Source organism: Modicisalibacter radicis, from assembly GCF_900961225.1.
Lineage (GTDB): Bacteria > Pseudomonadota > Gammaproteobacteria > Pseudomonadales > Halomonadaceae > Modicisalibacter.
Genome location: NZ_CAAHFN010000076.1, coordinates 174,345 through 191,391, shown reverse-complemented (window position 1 = coordinate 191,391; position 17,047 = coordinate 174,345). Strand labels below are relative to the sequence as shown.

Annotated in this window: 13 protein-coding genes; 12 read left to right on the top strand and 1 reads right to left on the bottom strand. The window is 66.2% G+C overall.

What is annotated here, in order from left to right; translation table 11 throughout:
• Positions 1 to 176 precede the first annotated feature (176 nt).
• From lhgO to HR9077_RS14850, 7 genes are all read left to right on the top strand, one after another.
• A complete protein-coding gene (gene lhgO, locus HR9077_RS14880; protein WP_136067775.1) occupies positions 177 to 1,373 on the top strand; it encodes an L-2-hydroxyglutarate oxidase in 1,197 nt (398 codons plus the stop codon).
• 151 nt (positions 1,374 to 1,524) lie between these two features.
• Entirely contained in the window at positions 1,525 to 2,238 is a 714-nt protein-coding gene (locus HR9077_RS14875; protein WP_136067774.1) for a response regulator, read from the top strand.
• Between the two features lie 71 nt (positions 2,239 to 2,309).
• Positions 2,310 to 3,692 (top strand): ATP-binding protein, encoded by a 1,383-nt coding sequence (locus HR9077_RS14870; RefSeq protein WP_136067845.1) that lies wholly within the window; start codon positions 2,310 to 2,312, stop codon positions 3,690 to 3,692.
• A gap of 319 nt (positions 3,693 to 4,011) precedes the next feature.
• Complete coding sequence (locus HR9077_RS14865; protein ID WP_136067773.1) at positions 4,012 to 5,265, top strand: ABC transporter substrate-binding protein; 1,254 nt, start codon at positions 4,012 to 4,014, stop codon at positions 5,263 to 5,265.
• 64 nt (positions 5,266 to 5,329) lie between these two features.
• Complete coding sequence (locus HR9077_RS14860; protein ID WP_136067772.1) at positions 5,330 to 6,259, top strand: carbohydrate ABC transporter permease; 930 nt, start codon at positions 5,330 to 5,332, stop codon at positions 6,257 to 6,259.
• Positions 6,252 to 7,130, top strand: a complete 879-nt coding sequence (locus HR9077_RS14855) for a carbohydrate ABC transporter permease (RefSeq protein WP_136067771.1) — start codon at positions 6,252 to 6,254, stop codon at positions 7,128 to 7,130. Before HR9077_RS14860 ends, HR9077_RS14855 begins: the two co-directional genes overlap by 8 nt.
• A gap of 22 nt (positions 7,131 to 7,152) precedes the next feature.
• Positions 7,153 to 8,274 carry an ABC transporter ATP-binding protein gene (locus HR9077_RS14850; protein WP_136067770.1) on the top strand — a complete coding sequence of 374 codons (1,122 nt, stop codon included), beginning with the start codon at positions 7,153 to 7,155 and terminating at the stop codon, positions 8,272 to 8,274.
• Positions 8,275 to 8,283: 9 nt separating this feature from the next.
• Here HR9077_RS14850 and HR9077_RS14845 read toward each other — a convergent pair whose 3' ends face one another.
• Positions 8,284 to 10,026, bottom strand: coding sequence for a SulP family inorganic anion transporter (locus tag HR9077_RS14845; protein ID WP_136067769.1), 1,743 nt, complete (start codon positions 10,024 to 10,026; stop codon positions 8,284 to 8,286).
• Between the two features lie 296 nt (positions 10,027 to 10,322).
• Between HR9077_RS14845 and HR9077_RS14840 the strand changes: the two genes are divergently transcribed.
• From HR9077_RS14840 to HR9077_RS14815, 5 genes are all read left to right on the top strand, one after another.
• Positions 10,323 to 11,921: an arylsulfotransferase family protein gene (locus HR9077_RS14840; RefSeq protein WP_168380963.1), complete on the top strand. Its 1,599-nt coding sequence runs from the start codon at positions 10,323 to 10,325 to the stop codon at positions 11,919 to 11,921.
• A 175-nt stretch (positions 11,922 to 12,096) separates the two neighbouring features.
• Positions 12,097 to 12,813: a hypothetical protein gene (locus tag HR9077_RS14830; protein WP_136067766.1), complete on the top strand. Its 717-nt coding sequence runs from the start codon at positions 12,097 to 12,099 to the stop codon at positions 12,811 to 12,813.
• The gene (locus HR9077_RS14825) at positions 12,810 to 13,994 is read left to right on the top strand and encodes a sulfotransferase family protein (protein ID WP_168380962.1); all 1,185 of its coding nucleotides are present in this window, start codon (positions 12,810 to 12,812) and stop codon (positions 13,992 to 13,994) included. Before HR9077_RS14830 ends, HR9077_RS14825 begins: the two co-directional genes overlap by 4 nt.
• A gap of 114 nt (positions 13,995 to 14,108) precedes the next feature.
• The gene (aptA, locus tag HR9077_RS14820) at positions 14,109 to 15,476 is read left to right on the top strand and encodes an omega-aminotransferase AptA (RefSeq protein WP_136067765.1); all 1,368 of its coding nucleotides are present in this window, start codon (positions 14,109 to 14,111) and stop codon (positions 15,474 to 15,476) included.
• 54 nt (positions 15,477 to 15,530) lie between these two features.
• The gene (locus HR9077_RS14815) at positions 15,531 to 17,030 is read left to right on the top strand and encodes a CoA-acylating methylmalonate-semialdehyde dehydrogenase (RefSeq protein WP_136067764.1); all 1,500 of its coding nucleotides are present in this window, start codon (positions 15,531 to 15,533) and stop codon (positions 17,028 to 17,030) included.
• Positions 17,031 to 17,047: the final 17 nt, after the last annotated feature.

Below are 17,047 nucleotides of genomic sequence, written 5' to 3'. Positions count from 1 at the left end.
CATGGATGATTCCTGTGTGGCCGCCGTGGCGGATTTTTTCAAGTTCGATCACCGGCGGGATCGAGCGAGCCGGGGATCAGATCGATGCAACAGGACCGCTCGCCGTCGCTGATAGGATAGACTCGCTACGACTGACGATTCGATTCGTCATGGTTTGAACCGACCTAGAGGCGCACGTGTACGATTTCATCATCATCGGCGGCGGTATCCTGGGCCTTTCCACCGCGATGCAGTTGAAAGAGGCCTATCCCGATCGACGCATGCTGCTGATCGAGAAGGAGAGCGGTCCGGCGCGGCACCAGACCGGCCACAACAGCGGCGTCATCCATGCCGGTGTCTATTACACGCCGGGCAGCCACAAGGCGCGTTTCTGCCTGGAGGGCAATCGCGCGACCAAGGCGTTCTGCGCGGAGCACGCCATTCCCTTCGAGGTATGCGGCAAGCTGCTGGTGGCGACCAACGAACTCGAGATGCAGCGCATGCAGGCGTTGTGGGAGCGCACCGCGGCCAACGGCCTGGAGCGGGAGTGGCTGTCGGCCGAGGCGCTGCGCGAGCGGGAGCCCAACATCACCGGCGTCGGCGGCATCTTTGTGCCGTCCAGCGGCATCGTCGATTACGCGCAGGTGGCGATGGCCATGGGCAGGCGCTTCGAAGCGGCCGGAGGCGAGATCCGCCTGTCGACGGCGGTGACCGGGCTCGAAGAGCGTCGCGAGGAGGTCGTGGTCGAGACCTCCCGGGGGAGTTTCACCACACGCCGGTTGATCTCCTGTGCCGGGCTGATGGCCGATCGCGTGGTGCGCATGCTCGGTGTCAGGCCGGGGTTCACGATCTGCCCGTTTCGCGGCGAGTACTACCGGCTGCCCGCGGCCCATGACGATATCGTCAATCATCTGATCTATCCGATCCCCGATCCGTCGATGCCGTTTCTCGGCGTTCATCTCACACGCATGATCGATGGCAGCGTCACGGTGGGGCCCAACGCGGTGCTGGCCTTCAAGCGCGAGGGTTATCACAAGCGCGACGTATCGCTGCGCGACAGCCTGACGATGCTCGCCAATCCCGGCGTGCTCAAGGTGCTCATGGCCAATCTGCGTCCCGGGATGATCGAGATGAAGAATTCGCTGTTCAAGAAGGGCTATCTGAAGGAAGTGCGCAAGTACTGTCCGGGCCTGACCCGCGACGATCTTCAGCCGCATCCGGCCGGGGTGCGTGCCCAGGCGGTTTCCGACGATGGCAAGCTGATCGACGATTTTCGCTTCGTCAACACCAAGCGTACCGTCAATGTCTGCAATGCCCCTTCGCCGGCCGCGACATCGGCGCTTCCCATCGGCGCGCACGTGGTTGCCAAGGTCAGGGAGCTGGTCGAGGCCTGAACAGGGCGCGGCGGGGCCGCCGGGGGTTGCACTTTGGTCGAGCTTTGTCCCGCCAGGCTTGAAGCCCCCGGTGCCGCGCCGCATGATCGCTCTTCGTAACGCATCGATAACAACACCGCTCATCGCCGGCCGTCGCAGGAAACCCATCACCATGACGATGCATGCCTCGACCGTTGTCGTGGTCGACGACGATCTCGAGATACGCGAGCTGCTCCAGGATTACCTGGAGCGGCAGGGCTATCGCGTGCTGCTCGCCGAAGATGGCGACGCGCTGTACGCCCTGTTGCGGCGGGAGAAGCCGGATCTGCTGGTCCTGGACATCATGATGCCCGGCGAGGACGGCCTGTCGTTGTGCCGGGATCTGCGTCGTACCAGTGACGTGCCCATCATCATGCTTACCGCCAGCGCCGACGAGACCGATCGGATTCTCGGCCTGGAACTGGGCGCCGACGATTACCTGGCGAAGCCCTTCAATCCGCGTGAGTTGCTGGCGCGCATCAAGGCCGTGCTGCGCCGCGTTCGCGTGGCGCCGGCGGAATCGGCCCGGATGGTGCGTTTCGGCAGCTGGCGGCTGGATCGCATCACCCGCGAACTGGTCGACCATGATGGCCAGCGCAGCGCGCTGTCCGGCGCCGATTACCTGTTGTTGCGGGTCTTTCTCGACCATCCCGAGCAGGTACTGTCCCGCGAGCAGCTCTACGATCTGAGCCGCGGCCGGCGAGCGCCGCCGCTGGATCGCTCGATCGACGTGCACATCTGCCGGTTGCGCCAGCGTCTCGGTGAGGATGCCCAGCATTCGCAGCTTATCCGTACCGTGCGCGGGGCGGGCTACGTGCTCGCCGCGCCGGTGGAAACGCTGGGGTGAAAGGCAGGCTTCGGGCCGGGGAGAGAGCCTGGTTCCGTCCCCGCACCCTGCGCGGGCGGTTCGTACTGATCATGCTGCTCGGCGTGCTCGGCGCACAGGTGACCAGTTATGGCCTGTGGAGCTGGCAGCAGGATCGTCAACGCCTGGCGCAACTGGACAGCCTGTCGCGCAACCTGGCCGATAGCCTGGCGGCCACGGTGCGCTATTTTCGCTCGCTGCCTTACGAGTATCGACACATCGTGCTCGACCAATTGCGGGACATGGGCGGCACGCGCTTCTTCGTCAGCGTCAACGACCACCGTATCGCCCTGGAGCGCACCGATGGCGGCCGGGCCCGCGAGCTGGTCGCCGGCAATCTGCGCGAAGGGCTGGAGCGGGAACTGGGGCGCCAGGAGCTGTATATCGGTTTCTCGCGGCCGGAGGATCTCAGGGTCTTCAACAACGAGGTCCCGCTGACCGAGCTGCCGGCGCACTGGGCGCATCGCAGCCTGGCCATGGCGCCCCTGTCGACGCCGATACTGGTGGTACAGATGCCGCTCGAGGGCAACAGCTGGTTGTATGTGGCGACCACGCTGCCGATGGCCGGACTGCTGGACGAGCCGGCCTGGCTTTCCGGGGATCGCCTGTTCGTCTCGCTGGCCGTGCTGGTGACCGTGATCGGCTTGTCGCTGCTGGGGATTCGCTGGCTGACCCGGCCACTCTCGGTGATGGCGCGTGCCGCGCGACGCCTGGGCGACGATCTCGAGTCGCCGCCCCTGGCCGAGCGGGGCCCGCGGGAATTGCGTGATACCGCCGCCGCGTTCAACCGCATGAGCGAGCGGATCCGCCAGCAGGTCGACGAACGCGAACGGCTGTTTTCGGCGATCTCGCATGACCTCAAGACGCCGATCACCCGGCTGCGGCTGCGCGCCGAGATGCTCGACGACTCCCGGCAGCGCGAAGCCTTCGTGCGCACGCTCGACGAGATGGACCAGCTGGTCAAGGGCGCGCTGGCTTCGGTGAAGGGCCTCGACCTGCACGAGCAGGCCGAACCGCTCGATCTCGATGCGCTGATCGCGACCCTGGCCGAGGAACTGGCGCTGTTCGGCGGCGCGATCGACGTGCGGGGACGAGCCGGGGTGGTCGAGGCCAAGCCGCTGGCGCTCAAGCGCTGCCTGGGCAATCTTCTGGAGAATGCGGTTTTCTACGCGCAACGCGTCGATGTCTCGCTGAGTCGTGGCGCGGACGCAATCGCGATCACGATTTGCGATGACGGCCCGGGCATCCCCGTCGCGCAGCGCGAACGGGTCTTCGAGCCCTTCGTGCGCCTCGAACCGTCGCGCAGCCGGCACACCGGGGGGAGCGGCCTGGGATTGGCGATCGCCCGCCACATTGCGCGCGCCCATGGTGGCGACATCGGCCTCGACCAGGCGGCGGCCGGCGGGCTGATGGTCGTTGTGCGGTTACCCTGCTGAAAGCGGGTTTATTACAGCGGTGTAAGATTCGGCAATGCTTTGCAGTGATTGGTAATCCCCGGCGCCGCTGTCATGCGCTAGCCTCTGAGGAGGCGTCACGCCAGGACGCCGAACGACAATCACAAAACGACACGCTTGCAGGATCCGCCATGCTTCTCGCCTTCCCGGCATCCGTCGCGGGCGCTTCGCCCGGTCGAGGGCATTCCACGCCCGCGCTGCACCGATCGACTCCATCCCGCTGCTTCCGCAAGGGGCGAGGCGCCGTTGCCTCGCGGTCGGTCCGTGCCTGTAACGCATAACAATCAAGGAGTCTCACGCCATGAAAACGATCCATACGTTGGCCGTCGGCGCGGCATTGGCCGCCGCCGTCTCGCAGGCCCAGGCCGCCGAAATCGAGGTCCTGCACTGGTGGACTTCCGGCGGGGAAGCCAAGGCCGCCAACATGCTCAAGCAGAAGCTCGAGGCGAAAGGCCATACCTGGAAGGATTTCGCCGTGGCCGGCGGCGGCGGCGACAGTGCCATGACGGTGCTCAAGTCGCGGGCGATCTCCGGCAACCCGCCGGCGGTGGCCCAGATCAAGGGGCCGCTGATCCAGGAGTGGGGCGAGATGGGCTTTCTTGGCAACATCGACAAGATCGCCGAGCAGGAGAACTGGGACTCCTTCCTGACGCCACAGCTCGCCGCCGACGACAAGGTCGAGGGGCACTACGCCGCGGTTCCGGTCAACATTCATCGCATCAACTGGCTATGGGCCAATCCCGAGGTGCTCGACAAGGCGGGTATCGAGGGCTTGCCGACCACCTGGGACGAGTTCTTCGCCGACGCCGAGAAGATCCGTGAGGCCGGCTTCATCCCGCTGGCGCACGGCGGCCAGCCGTGGCAGGACGCCACCGTCTTCGAGGTAGTGATGATGGGTATCGGTGGCGGGGAGTTCTACCGCCGGGCGTTCGTCGATCTCGACCCCGAGGCGCTGACCAGCGACACCATGGTCGAGTCGCTGAAGACCTTCAAGAAGCTGCGCGGGACCATGGACCAGAATATCGCCGGCAGGGACTGGAACCAGGCGACCTCGATGGTCATCAACGGCGAAGCGGCGATGCAGATCATGGGCGACTGGGCCAAGGGCGAGTTCACCGCCGCCGGCCTGACCGCCGGCGAGGACTACCTGTGCGAAGCGGCGCCGATGACCGAGCACATGTTCTCCTACAACGTCGACAGCTTCGTCATGTTCGAGGTCGATGACGCGGGCAAGAAGCAGGCTCAGCTGGACCTGGCCAGCCTGATCCTGTCGAAGGACTTCCAGGCCACCTTCAACAAGACCAAGGGCTCGATTCCGGTGCGGCTCGACGTGCCGCTGGACGACTTCGATTCGTGTGCCAAGGATTCACGCAAGGCCTTCGATGCAGCGAGCGAAGGCGACGGCCTGGTGCCCAGCCTGGCGCACGGCATGGCGGTGTCGGCGAGCGTCCAGGGCGCAGTCTTCGACGTGATCACCAACTTCTTCAACGATCCCGAGATGACCGCGGAAACCGCCGCCGAGCGTCTGGCCAGCGCGGTTCGCGCCGCGGGCTGATCCTGCCTCCGCCGCTCGCGCGACGCGAGCGGCGGCTCATGTCGTTTCGTTCAAGGACACTGTGATGTCGCAAACCGATTCTCCGCCGCGCCGAGGCGCGAACGCGGGCCGGCATTCGCTGTCCGGCACCCTGGAGCGGGTACTGCCACGACTGGTGGTCGCCCCATCCTTCGCGGTAGCGCTTTTCTTCGTCTATGGCTACATGATCTGGACGTTCGTGCTGTCGCTGACCGGGTCGCGGATGCTGCCGCAGTACGACTTCGTCGGCTTCGAACAGTACGCGCGACTGTTCGCCAATGAACGCTGGAACGTAGCCGCCACCAACCTGGTGATATTCGGCGGGCTGTTCATCGTCATCTGCCTGATCCTGGGGCTGGTGCTGGCGATCCTGCTCGACCAGCGCATACGCCAGGAGGGCGTGCTGCGTACCATCTATCTCTATCCCATGGCGCTTTCGCTGATCGTCACCGGTGTGGTGTGGCGCTGGATCCTCAACCCGGGCCTGGGCATCCAGTCGCTGGTTCGCGGTTGGGGCTTCGAGGATTTCACCTTCGACTGGCTGGTCGATCCCGACATGGCCATCTACGCGCTGGTGATCGCCGCCGTGTGGCAGGCCTCGGGCTTCGTCATGGCGCTGTTCCTGGCCGGGCTGCGCAGCATCGACGACAGCCTGTTCAAGGCCGCGGCGCTGGATGGCGCGAGTCTGCCCAGGGTCTACTGGCGGATCGTGATTCCCTGCCTGCGGCCGGTGGTGTTCAGCGCGGTGATGATTCTCGCGCACATCGCGATCAAGAGCTTCGACCTGGTCATGGCACTGACCGGTGGCGGGCCGGGCTACGCCACCGACCTGCCGGCGACCTTCATGTACGCGCACACCTTCACCCGCGGCCAGATCGGCCTGGGCTCGGCCAGCGCGATCATGATGCTGTGCGGGGTGCTGGCGATCCTGGTGCCGTACCTGTATTCCGAATTGCGAGGGAGCAAGCATGGATAACATCATTCGGCGCCGCACGCCGGGCGCCCGCCTGCTGCGCGCGGGACTGTATGCCTTGCTGCTGGTGATGGCGCTGGTCTATCTGCTGCCGCTGGTGGTGATGGTGCTGACCTCGCTCAAGCCGCTCGAGGAGATCCGCGCCGGAGGGCTGCTCTCATTGCCGGATTCGCTGACCCTCGCGGCCTGGCTCAAGGCCTGGGGCACGGCATGCACCGGGATGCGCTGCGAGGGCCTGTCGGGCTACTTCATGAATTCGGTGAGCATCGTGATCCCGGCGGTGGCGATCTCCACGCTGGTCGGCGCACTCAACGGCTACGCGCTGACCAAGTGGCGCTTTCGCGGCGCCAACCTGTGCTTCGCGATGCTGCTGTTCGGCTGCTTCATTCCCTTCCAGGTGGTGCTGATGCCGATGGCCCAGACGCTGGGCTGGCTGGGCCTGGCGAGTTCGACGAGCGGACTGGTGCTGGTCCACGTGGTCTACGGCATCGCCTTCACCACGCTGTTCTTCCGCAACTATTACGTCTCGGTCCCCGACGAGATGATCTCCGCCGCCAAGCTCGACGGCGCCGGGTTCTTCCGTATCTTCTGGCGGATTCTGCTGCCGGTGTCGGGGCCGATCATCACGGTATCGGTGATCTGGCAGTTCACCCAGATCTGGAACGACTTCCTGTTCGGGGTGGCCTTCGCCGGGTTCGACTCGCAGCCGGTGACGGTGGCGCTGAACAATCTGGTCAACACCTCGACCGGGGTCAAGGAGTACAACGTCGACATGGCGGGGGCGATGATCGCCGCCTTGCCGACACTGGTGGTCTATGTCCTGGCCGGCAAATACTTCGTGCGCGGGCTGACCGCGGGATCCGTCAAGGGTTGAGCACAGGGTTTCAGGGGTTTTTATGTCCGCATTGGAAATTCGCAACGTACGCAAGACATTCGGCACCACCGAGGTGCTCAAGGACATCTCGCTGGCGATCGATTCCGGAGAGTTCCTGATCCTGGTGGGGCCGTCGGGCTGCGGCAAGTCGACGCTGATGAACGCCATCGCCGGCCTGGAGCCGGTCACCGCCGGCGAGATGCTGATAGGTGGCGAGGACGTCACCTGGCGCACGCCGGCCGAGCGCGACATCGCCATGGTCTTCCAGTCGTACGCGCTCTACCCGAGCATGACGGTGCGCCAGAACATCGTCTTCGGGCTGGAGGTGCGCAAGGTGCCCAAGGCCGAGCGCGAGGAGGCGGTGGCGCGGGTCGCCGAACTGCTGCAGATCACGCCGTTGCTCGATCGCAAGCCGTCGCAGCTGTCCGGCGGCCAGCGCCAGCGTGTCGCCATGGGCCGTGCGCTGGCGCGGGAGCCGCAGATCTACCTGTTCGACGAGCCGCTGTCCAACCTCGACGCCAAGCTGCGCGTCGAGATGCGCACCGAGATCAAGAAGCTGCACCAGCGGCTGGGCACGACGATCGTCTACGTCACCCACGATCAGATCGAGGCGATGACGCTGGCCGACCGCATCGCGGTGATGCGCGACGGCAGGATTCTTCAGCTGGGCACCCCGGACGAGGTCTACAACGATCCGGCCGACATCTTCGTCGCCGGCTTCATGGGCTCGCCGTCGATGAACTTCATTCGCGCCACCCTGGCCGGTCAGCCCGGCAGCTATCGGCTGAGCGTGGATGTGGGTGGCGAACAGCCGCTGGTGCTGCCGTGGCCGGCGGAGCGCGAAACGCCGGCGCTGGTCCGACATGTCGGCGAGCCGGTGACGCTGGGATTGCGTCCCGAGCATTTCAGCGAGGAGGATGCACGACTCGGCGATCGGATCGAGGGCACGCTGCTCAACACCACCACCACGGTCGTCGAGCCGACCGGCGCCGACCTGCTGCTGCGAGTCGCTCTGGGCGAGAGCGAAATCACCGTGCGGCTCGGCCCCAAGAGCCGTGCGGTACCCGGCGAGCCGATCGCGCTGCGTGTCGACATGAGCCGGGCGGTGCTGTTCGAACCGGAGACCGAAAGCCGCCTGGCCTAGGCGGCGCGGCTAGCCGAGCGGGCGGATGGGTTCGCTGCTGCCCGTCATGGAGGGGCGCAGTTCGCTCCAGGCCGCATAGGTGCTGAGGAAGACCCGGCCGGTCAGCGTGTCGAGGAAATCGCTGTGCTTGAGGCGATCCATGACCGGCCCCTTGACCTCGGCGAGATGCAGCGTGACCCCGGAATCCTTGAGGCGGGCGTTGATCGCCTCGAGGCTCTCGAGCGCCGAGGCGTCGATCAGATTGACCGCCGAGCAGATCAGCACCGTGTGACGAAGCTGCGGGCGTTCGGCGACCAGCGCATACAGCGTGTCCTCGAGATAACGGGCGTTGGCGAAGTAGAGGCTTTCGTCGATGCGCAGCAGGGCGACCTGTTCGTGGCTTTCCACCTGGTAGCGGGCGACGTTGCGGAAGTGCTCGGTGCCGGGCACACGCCCCACCAGCGCGCTGTGCGGACGGCTGGTACGGTACAGGAACAGTCCGATCGACAGCGTGACGCCGGCGATGATTCCGGTCTCGACGCCCTCCACCAGGGTCAGCACCAGCGTCGCCAGCAGGGCCGCGAAGTCGCTGCGCGAATAGCGCCAGGTGCGGCGCATCGCCGGAATGTCCACCAGGGTCAGAATCGACACCGTTATGGTCGCCGCCAGGGTCGCGGTCGGCAGGTAGCGGATCAGCGGGGTGAAGAACAGCGTGACCAGGCCGATGCCTAGCGCCGCCACGACGCCGGCGATGGGGGTGCGCGCACCGGCGTCGAAATTGATCACCGTGCGTGACAGCCCGCCGGTGACCGGCATCCCGCCGGTAAACGCGGCGGCCAGGTTGGCGGAGCCCAGGCCGATCAGTTCCTGGTCCGGCGAGATCCGCTCGCGGCGCTTGGCGGCGAGCATCTGGCCCATCGACACCGACTCGACGAAGCCGACGATGCTGATCAGCAGCGCCGGTACCAGCAGCGAGTACCATAACGACGGGGCGAAATCGGGCAGCGTCAGGGGCGGCAACCCCGCGGGCACTTCGCCGACCACGGCGACGCCGTCGGACACCAGGTCGAATTTCCAGGTCGCCAGGGTGGTCAGCACCACGGCGAATACCGGGCCGGCCTTGGCGATCAGGTCGGCAAGCTTGGCGGGCAGACCGATTTTCTTCAGGCCCCGACGGCCGTGGCGGCGCATGCCCAGCAAGAAGGCCAGCGCAAAGACGCTGATCGCCAGGGTGGGCAGGTTGGTGGCGTCCAGCTGGCCGGCGAGATTGCCGAGCAGGGCGGGGAGGGTGAAGCCCGCGCCTTCGATGCCCAGCAGATGAGCGGCCTGACTGGCGGCGATCAGGATCCCCGAGGCAGACAGGAAACCCGAAATGACCGGGTGACTGAGAAAGTTGGCGAAGAACCCCAGCCTCAGCAAGCCCATCACGGTGAGCATCACGCCCGACAGCAGCGACAGCACCAGCGCGCCGGCGATGTATTCGCTGCTGCCCGGTGTGGCGATGCCGGCCAGCGCGGCGGCGGTCATCAGCGCGACGATCGCCACCGGGCCCACGGCGAGGGTGCGGCTCGAGCCGAACAGCGTGTAGGCGAAGACCGGCAGGATACTGGCATACAGGCCCATCACCGCCGGCAGGCCGGCCAGCAGGGCATAGGCCAGCGACTGGGGGATCACCATGATCGCGACGATCAGCCCGGCGATCAGGTCATGGCTGAACAGCTCGCGCCGATAATGGGGCAGCCATTGCAGAAAGGGCAGATAACGCTTGAGCATCGGTATCTCGTGGCAACAGGCTTGCGATTGACGTACGTCCGCAAGGGGCACGCGTGCCTCGGCTGGCGAAGGGGTACGGCGAATTCCGTGGAAATGATGAGGGGTTGCCCGAGGCGGTGCAAGGCCGGCGGCGCTGTGGAGCGCGCCAGGAGACAGCTTGATTAGCGGCCGGGCATGAATAGTCGGGCATTTGTACGCCGATCGCCTATGCTGCAAATGCCCGGGCATCGCGACGCGTAGCGACAAGCATGCGTGCCAGGGCACTCGGTCGATGGAAGCCCTGGGGAAGCCTGGATATGGACAAGACGGATCGTGCCGGACTGGTGGTGTTCTGCGTGGCAATCGCCTTTCTCTCTTTCCTGGGCGGAGCCTACGTCACACTGGCCAAGGTATTCCCCTACGATTATTTCAATGATGCCTTCAAGGCCGCCAAGGCGCTGAGTGCCCAGCGCGCCGTGGTCGACCCCTATACCCAGACCGATCTGTGGCGACGCGCCCGGCGCGACGATCGCGGGGTGACGATCCACGACCCCCGGCGCGCCTATCAGGGCTACACCCTGTATACCTCCGGCGACGGCACCTACGCGCAGCTGGTCGACATGGCCGGCGAGGTCGTGCATCGCTGGGAGCTGCCGTTCAGCGCGGTCTGGCAGGAAACCCCCAGCGGTCGCGAGCCGCAGCCCGACGACTTGATGTACTGGCGCAAGGCCCGCGTTCTGCCCAACGGCGATCTGGTGGCGATCTACATCGCCGCCAACGACACGCCCTGGGGCTATGGGCTGGTCAAGATCGACCGCGATTCGAAGCTGATCTGGCGCTACACGGCCCACGTCCACCACGACCTGGACATCGCCCCGGACGGCCGGGTCATCACCCTGACGCACCAGTTCACCGACGAGCCCGTGGAGTCCTTCGCCCAGCTGCAAAAGCCCTGGCTCGATGACTTTCTGGTGGTGCTGGCGGGCGAGGATGGCCGGGAGCTGAGCCGCCACTCGCTGTTTCACGGCTTCCTCGCCTCGCCATTCGGCGACATGCTGTACTCGACGCCCAGCTTCGCCACCGCGGACCCCTTGCATACCAACAGCGTGCAGTTTCTCGACGAGGCGACCACGGCCGCCTTCGCGCCTGCCGCCAATCGGCCCGGGCAAGTCCTGCTGTCGTTCCGTCATCCCGGCAGCGTCGCGCTGGTCGACCCGGCCAGCGGCGAGATGACCTGGGCGACGCGCGGCTCCTGGCTGGGGCAGCATTATGCACGGGCGTTGCCGAACGGCCATATCACGATCTTCGACAACCTGGGCAACTACCAGCCCGGCAATCGCACACGGCTGATGGAAATCGACCCCGCGAGCGAAGCCGTGGTTTGGCGCTATACTGGGGACGACACTCATCCATTCGACAGCGGTCTGCGCGGGGCGGCCGAAACGCTGCCCAACGGCAACCGTCTGATCACCGAGTCGGATGGTGGTCGACTGCTGGAGGTGAGCCCCGACGGATCGCTCGTCTGGGAGTTCGTCAATCCGGTTCGCGGGGGGGACAAGGACCAGTTCATCCCCGTTGTCTCATCAGGCCAGCGCATCGCTCCGGAAGCCTTCGACGCGGATTTCCGCGCCGTTCTCGCGACACCTGGGAGGAAAACCCATGATGCGTCAAGCCAAGCACTCTCTTTGCAGTCACTCTCGTTTCCAGCCGAACCGACGGCAGTTGGCACTGCTGCCGCTCGCCATCGTCGCCACGCTGCCCCTGGCCGCCGAGGCCTACGTCGGTCCGGGCGCCGGGCTCAGCCTGCTGGGTGCCCTGTGGGGGCTTGTCGCGGCCATCGGCGTCGCGGTGCTGTTCGTGATCCTGTGGCCGATCCGGCGCATGCGCCGTCGCCGCAGGGCGCGTCACGCGGATGAGCTGGCCGCCGCGCGAACCGGCGACGCCGGCCCGCAGGGCGTCGCCGAGGCAGCGTCCGACAAGCCCCCGGTCCCGCCGCGGTGATGAGGTCCGCTCCCGGCCCGGCAACGCTCATCGCGGCGCTGGCCGGGCCGGGACCCGCTTTTTTGCGACACGCGTCGACGAGGGCGCTGAATGGGACTTTTCGATCTACCCGGACCCTTTTTCGGGGCCATCGATGCCGCGATGGCGATGGCCCTGCCAGCTGGCTGGCGGTTGGCTTGCTGGGCGGCGCTGGCTGGCGCCGGCACGTTGATGCTCTACAAGGTGATGTCGCCGCAGCAGCGTATCGGGCGCGCCAAGCGTGCCGCGCGTGAAGCCCGCCAGCGCCTCAATGCCTTCGAGGGTGAGCTGGGCGATGCCGGCCCGCTGATCCGCGCCCAGTTCGTGGCGGCGTTCCGTCATCTGGGCCTGGTGCTTCCCGGTACGCTGCTGTCGATACTGCCGTTGCTGGCGCTGCTGGTGTGGCTCGACGGCCATTACGCGCGCGACTATCCAGCCGCCGGCGAGGTCCCCAGCGTGACGGCTTCGCCGGGGCGCCTCGAATCGCGCTGGCTGACGGATGGCGAAGTGCCTCGCGTCCAGGTGCGCCAGGGAGAAGCGCTGCTCGCCGATGTGCTGGTTTCCTCGCCGGTACCGGTCGTCGAGCGTCGCCACTGGTGGAACTGGCTGATCGCCAATCCGCTGGGCTACCTGCCTGCAGACAGCGGGGTCGAACGTATCGAGATCGCCCTGCCCGAACAGGAGTATCTGGCCCATGGCCCCGGCTGGATGCGCAGCTGGCTGACGATCTTCTTCCCGGTAATGTTCATCGTTTCCTTGCTGATGTTCCGTTGGGCGAAAGTGCAATGAGCGATTCCAGGCGCTCCCGCCCTCCGTCAAGCGGCTCGCCGGACGCGCTGGCAAGCTTCGCGGTGCCCGGCTGGATACATCATCTGGGCGGCTGGCTGCATCGCCACCCACGGGCGATGATTCGGCTGGGCAATCTGGAAACGCGCATGATCCAGGAGGCCATCGCCGAGCGCGTAGTCGACCGGCCGATCTACATCGCCGGGTTGGCGCGATCGGGAACGACGATCCTGCTCGAACGGCTGGCCGAGCATCCGGCCGTGGGCAGCCATCGCTACATCGACTTCCCGCTGGTCGCCACACCCTACTGGTGGAACCGCTGGCTGGCGCTGGTCCCGCAAACCGGCGACCGGGCCAGACAGCGTGCCCACAACGATGGCATCGCGGTGACCGCGCAGAGTCCCGAAGCCTTCGAGGAGATGCTGTGGATGACTTTCTTCCCCACGGCACACGATCCCGGGCGCTGCGCGACCCTTGATCGCCGTACCGAGAACCCGCCCTTTGCCCGGTTCTACGACGAACACATCCGCAAGCTGCTGGCCGTTCGCAATCGACAGCGCTACGTCGCCAAGGGCAACTACAACCTGGTGCGTCTGGGCTACCTGCATGCCTTGTACCCCGGGGCGCGTTTCGTGCTGGCGATCCGCGATCCGCTTTGGCACATCGCCTCGCTGATGAAACAGCAGGCGCTGTTCGTGCGTGGCGAAACCGCCCATCCGCGTGCCTTGGAGCACATGCGCCGGGTCGGTCACTTCGAGTTCGGCCTCGACCGGCGTGCCATCCACGTCGGCGACGACGACCTGGCGGCGCGTATCGCTTCGTTGTGGCGCGCCGGCGAGGAGGTGGCGGGGTGGGCGCATTACTGGGCCGGTCTCTATCGTCACGTTGCCGCTACCCTGGCGGCGGATGCGGCGCTGCGCGAAGCCTGCCTGATCGTGCGCTACGAAACGTTGTGCGAACGCCCCGCCGAGACGCTGGCCGCGGTATACGCGCACTGTGGCCTGGGAATCGATAGCGAGGCGCTCGCCCGAGGCGCGTCCCGGTTGCACTTTCCCGGCTATTACCGGCCCGACTTCAGCGACCGGGAAAGAGCGCTGATCGAGGAACTGACCGGCCCGGTCGCGGCGTCGTTCGGTTACGCCGGTGCGCGTGGCGGTGAAGACGGGGCCGAGTGTCGCGGTTAGGTTTACAGTTTCCAATGTGAAGGTTGATACATTCAAGTATTCAAACGCTTTGCGCTGGGCCAAGCTGTCTCTCGAGCCCTCATTCGTGGTCACGACCAACAACAGGAAGCAGCCATGTTCAGCCTCGACTCCCAGACGGACGGCAGGGCGGCCGACGCCCGATCCCAGGATGGCCCCGATACGCTCGGCGACGCCTACTGGATGCCCTTTACCGCCAATCGTGACTTTCGCGCCCACCCGCGCATGGTGGCCGGCGCCGAAGGACGCTATCTGATCGATACCCGCGGACGACGGCTGTTCGATTCATTATCGGGGCTGTGGTGCTGCGGCGCGGGGCATAACCGCGAAGCGCTCCAGCAGGCGGTGGCACGCCAGCTCGGTCGCCTCGATTACGCGCCGAGTTTTCAGGTCGGCCATCCGCTGGCCTTCGAACTCGCCGAGCGGGTCGCGGCGTTGACGCCGAAGGGGCTCGATCACGTCTTTTTCACCAATTCGGGGTCGGAGAGCGCCGATACCGCGCTGAAGATGGCGCGCGCCTACTGGCGGCTCAAGGGCAAGCCCGAGAAGACCCGCCTGATCAGCCGTCTCAAGGGCTATCATGGCGTCAACATCGGCGGCACCAGCGCCGGCGGCATCGTCGCCAATCGCAAGCACTATGGCCAGTTGCTGGAGTTCGGCCATCTGCCGCACACCTTGCAGCCGGGCCACGCCTTTACCCGCGGCCAGGCCGAGCAGGGCGCCGAGCTCGCCGATGCGCTGCTCGACCGGATCGCGCTCGACGACGCCTCCAACATCGCCGCGGTGATCGTCGAGCCGATGTCGGGCTCAGCCGGGGTGATCGTGCCGCCCAAGGGGTATCTGGAGCGGCTGCGGGCGATCTGCGACGAGCACGATATCCTGCTGATATTCGACGAGGTGATCACCGCCTTCGGCCGCTGCGGTGCGGCGACCGGGGCCGAGGCGTTCGGCGTGACGCCGGATATCATGAACGTCGCCAAGCAGATCACCAACGGCGCGATTCCGATGGGCGCGGTGATCGCCTCGCGCGAGATCCATGCGACCTTCATGCAGGCCGGCGGGCCGGCTCACGGCATCGAATTTCCCCATGGCTACACCTACAGTGCCCATCCCGTGGCCTGCGCGGCCGCCCTGGCGGCGCTCGAACTGTTCGAACGCGAGGATTTCCCCGCTCAGGTGCGGGCCATCGCGCCGGCCTTCGAGGACCGCCTGCACGCGCTGAGAGGCCGTCCCCACGTCGTCGACATCCGCAACTACGGACTCGCCGGGGCCATCCAGCTGGCACCCCGCGAGGGCGACCCGGCGATTCGCCCACGCGATGCCGCGCTGGCGCTCTGGGAAGCGGGATTCTACGTGCGTTACGGCGGCGATACCCTGCAGTTCGGCCCGCCGTTCGCCACCACCGAGGCGGAGCTCGAGCGGCTGTTCGACGCCGTCGCCACGAGCCTCGACAAGCTGGCCTGAAGCCGCGGGGCCTTGCCGCAAGCGGCGGACCTGAACAATCAGCAAGGAGTTTGTATGGAATTCATCAGTCATCTGATCGGCGGCGAGCCGAGCGATGCCCCGGGCGCGACGCTCGAGGTGACCAACCCCTCCACCGGCGCCGTCGTGCGGCGGGTCGCCGATGCCGATGCCGCAACCGTCGAACGCGCGATCGCCGCGGCGCGGGCCGCCTACCCGGCGTGGCGCGATACGCCGCCGGCCAAGCGCGCCCAGGTCATGTTCCGTTTCAAGCAGTTGCTCGAGGAAAATACCGAACGCTTGACCTATCTGGTCAGCGAAGAGCACGGCAAGACCTTCGAGGACGCCGGCGGCGAACTGCGTCGGGGCATCGAGAACGTTGAATATGCCTGCGGCGTGCCCGAGTTGCTCAAGGGCGAGTATTCGCATAACGCCGGCCCGGCGATCGATGCCTGGTCGAATTTCCAGCCCCTGGGCGTGGTGGCGGGCATCACGCCGTTCAATTTCCCGGCGATGGTACCCTTGTGGATGTATCCGATGGCCATCGCCTGCGGCAACACCTTCATTCTCAAGCCTTCCGAGCGCGATCCAGGCTCGGCACTGGCGATCGCCGAGTTGCTACAGGAGGCCGGGTTGCCCAAGGGCGTCATCAACGTGGTCCACGGCGGGCGCGAGGCGGTCGATGCGTTGATCGAGTCGCCCCACGTCAAGGCGCTGTCATTCGTCGGTTCGACCCCGGTCGCCGAATCGATCTACAGCCGGGGAGCGGCGAACGGCAAACGGGTGCAGGCGCTCGGCGGCGCCAAGAACCATGCCGTGGTGCTGCCCGATGCCGATATCGAGAACGCGGCGAACACCCTGATGGGCGCCGCTTACGGAAGCTGCGGCGAGCGCTGCATGGCGATCTCCGTGGCGGTCTGTGTGGGGGACGAGACTGCCGATCGGCTGGTCGAGTCGATGCTGCCCAAGATTTCCGCGCTCAAGATCGGCCCGGGCACCGACAAGGGGCTCGACATGGGACCGCTGGTGACCGGCGCGCATCGCGACAAGGTGCTGGGGTTCATCGAGGAGGGCGTATCCAGCGGTGCCGAGCTGGTGGCCGACGGGCGAGGGTTGACGGTGGCCGGTCACGAGAACGGCTTCTTCCTGGGTGGCTGCCTGTTCGACCGGGTCACGCCGACGATGCGTATCTACCGCGAGGAGATTTTCGGCCCGGTGCTGTGCGTGGTGCGGGTCGCCAGCCTGGACGAGGCCATCCAGCTGATCAACGACCACGAGTATGGCAACGGCACCTGCCTGTTCACCCGCGACGGCGAGGCGGCGCGGCGTTTCGCCGACAGCATCGAAGTGGGCATGGTGGGCATCAACGTGCCGCTGCCGGTGCCGGTGGCCTACCATAGCTTCGGTGGCTGGAAGCGTTCGCTGTTCGGCGATCTGCATGCCTACGGTCCCGATTCGGTGCGTTTCTATACACGCCGCAAGGCGGTATCGCAGCGCTGGCCATCGGCCTTCGAAACCACCCAGGCCGAATTCAACTTTCCCTCCGGCGGCCACTGACGAACGAACCCGGGATG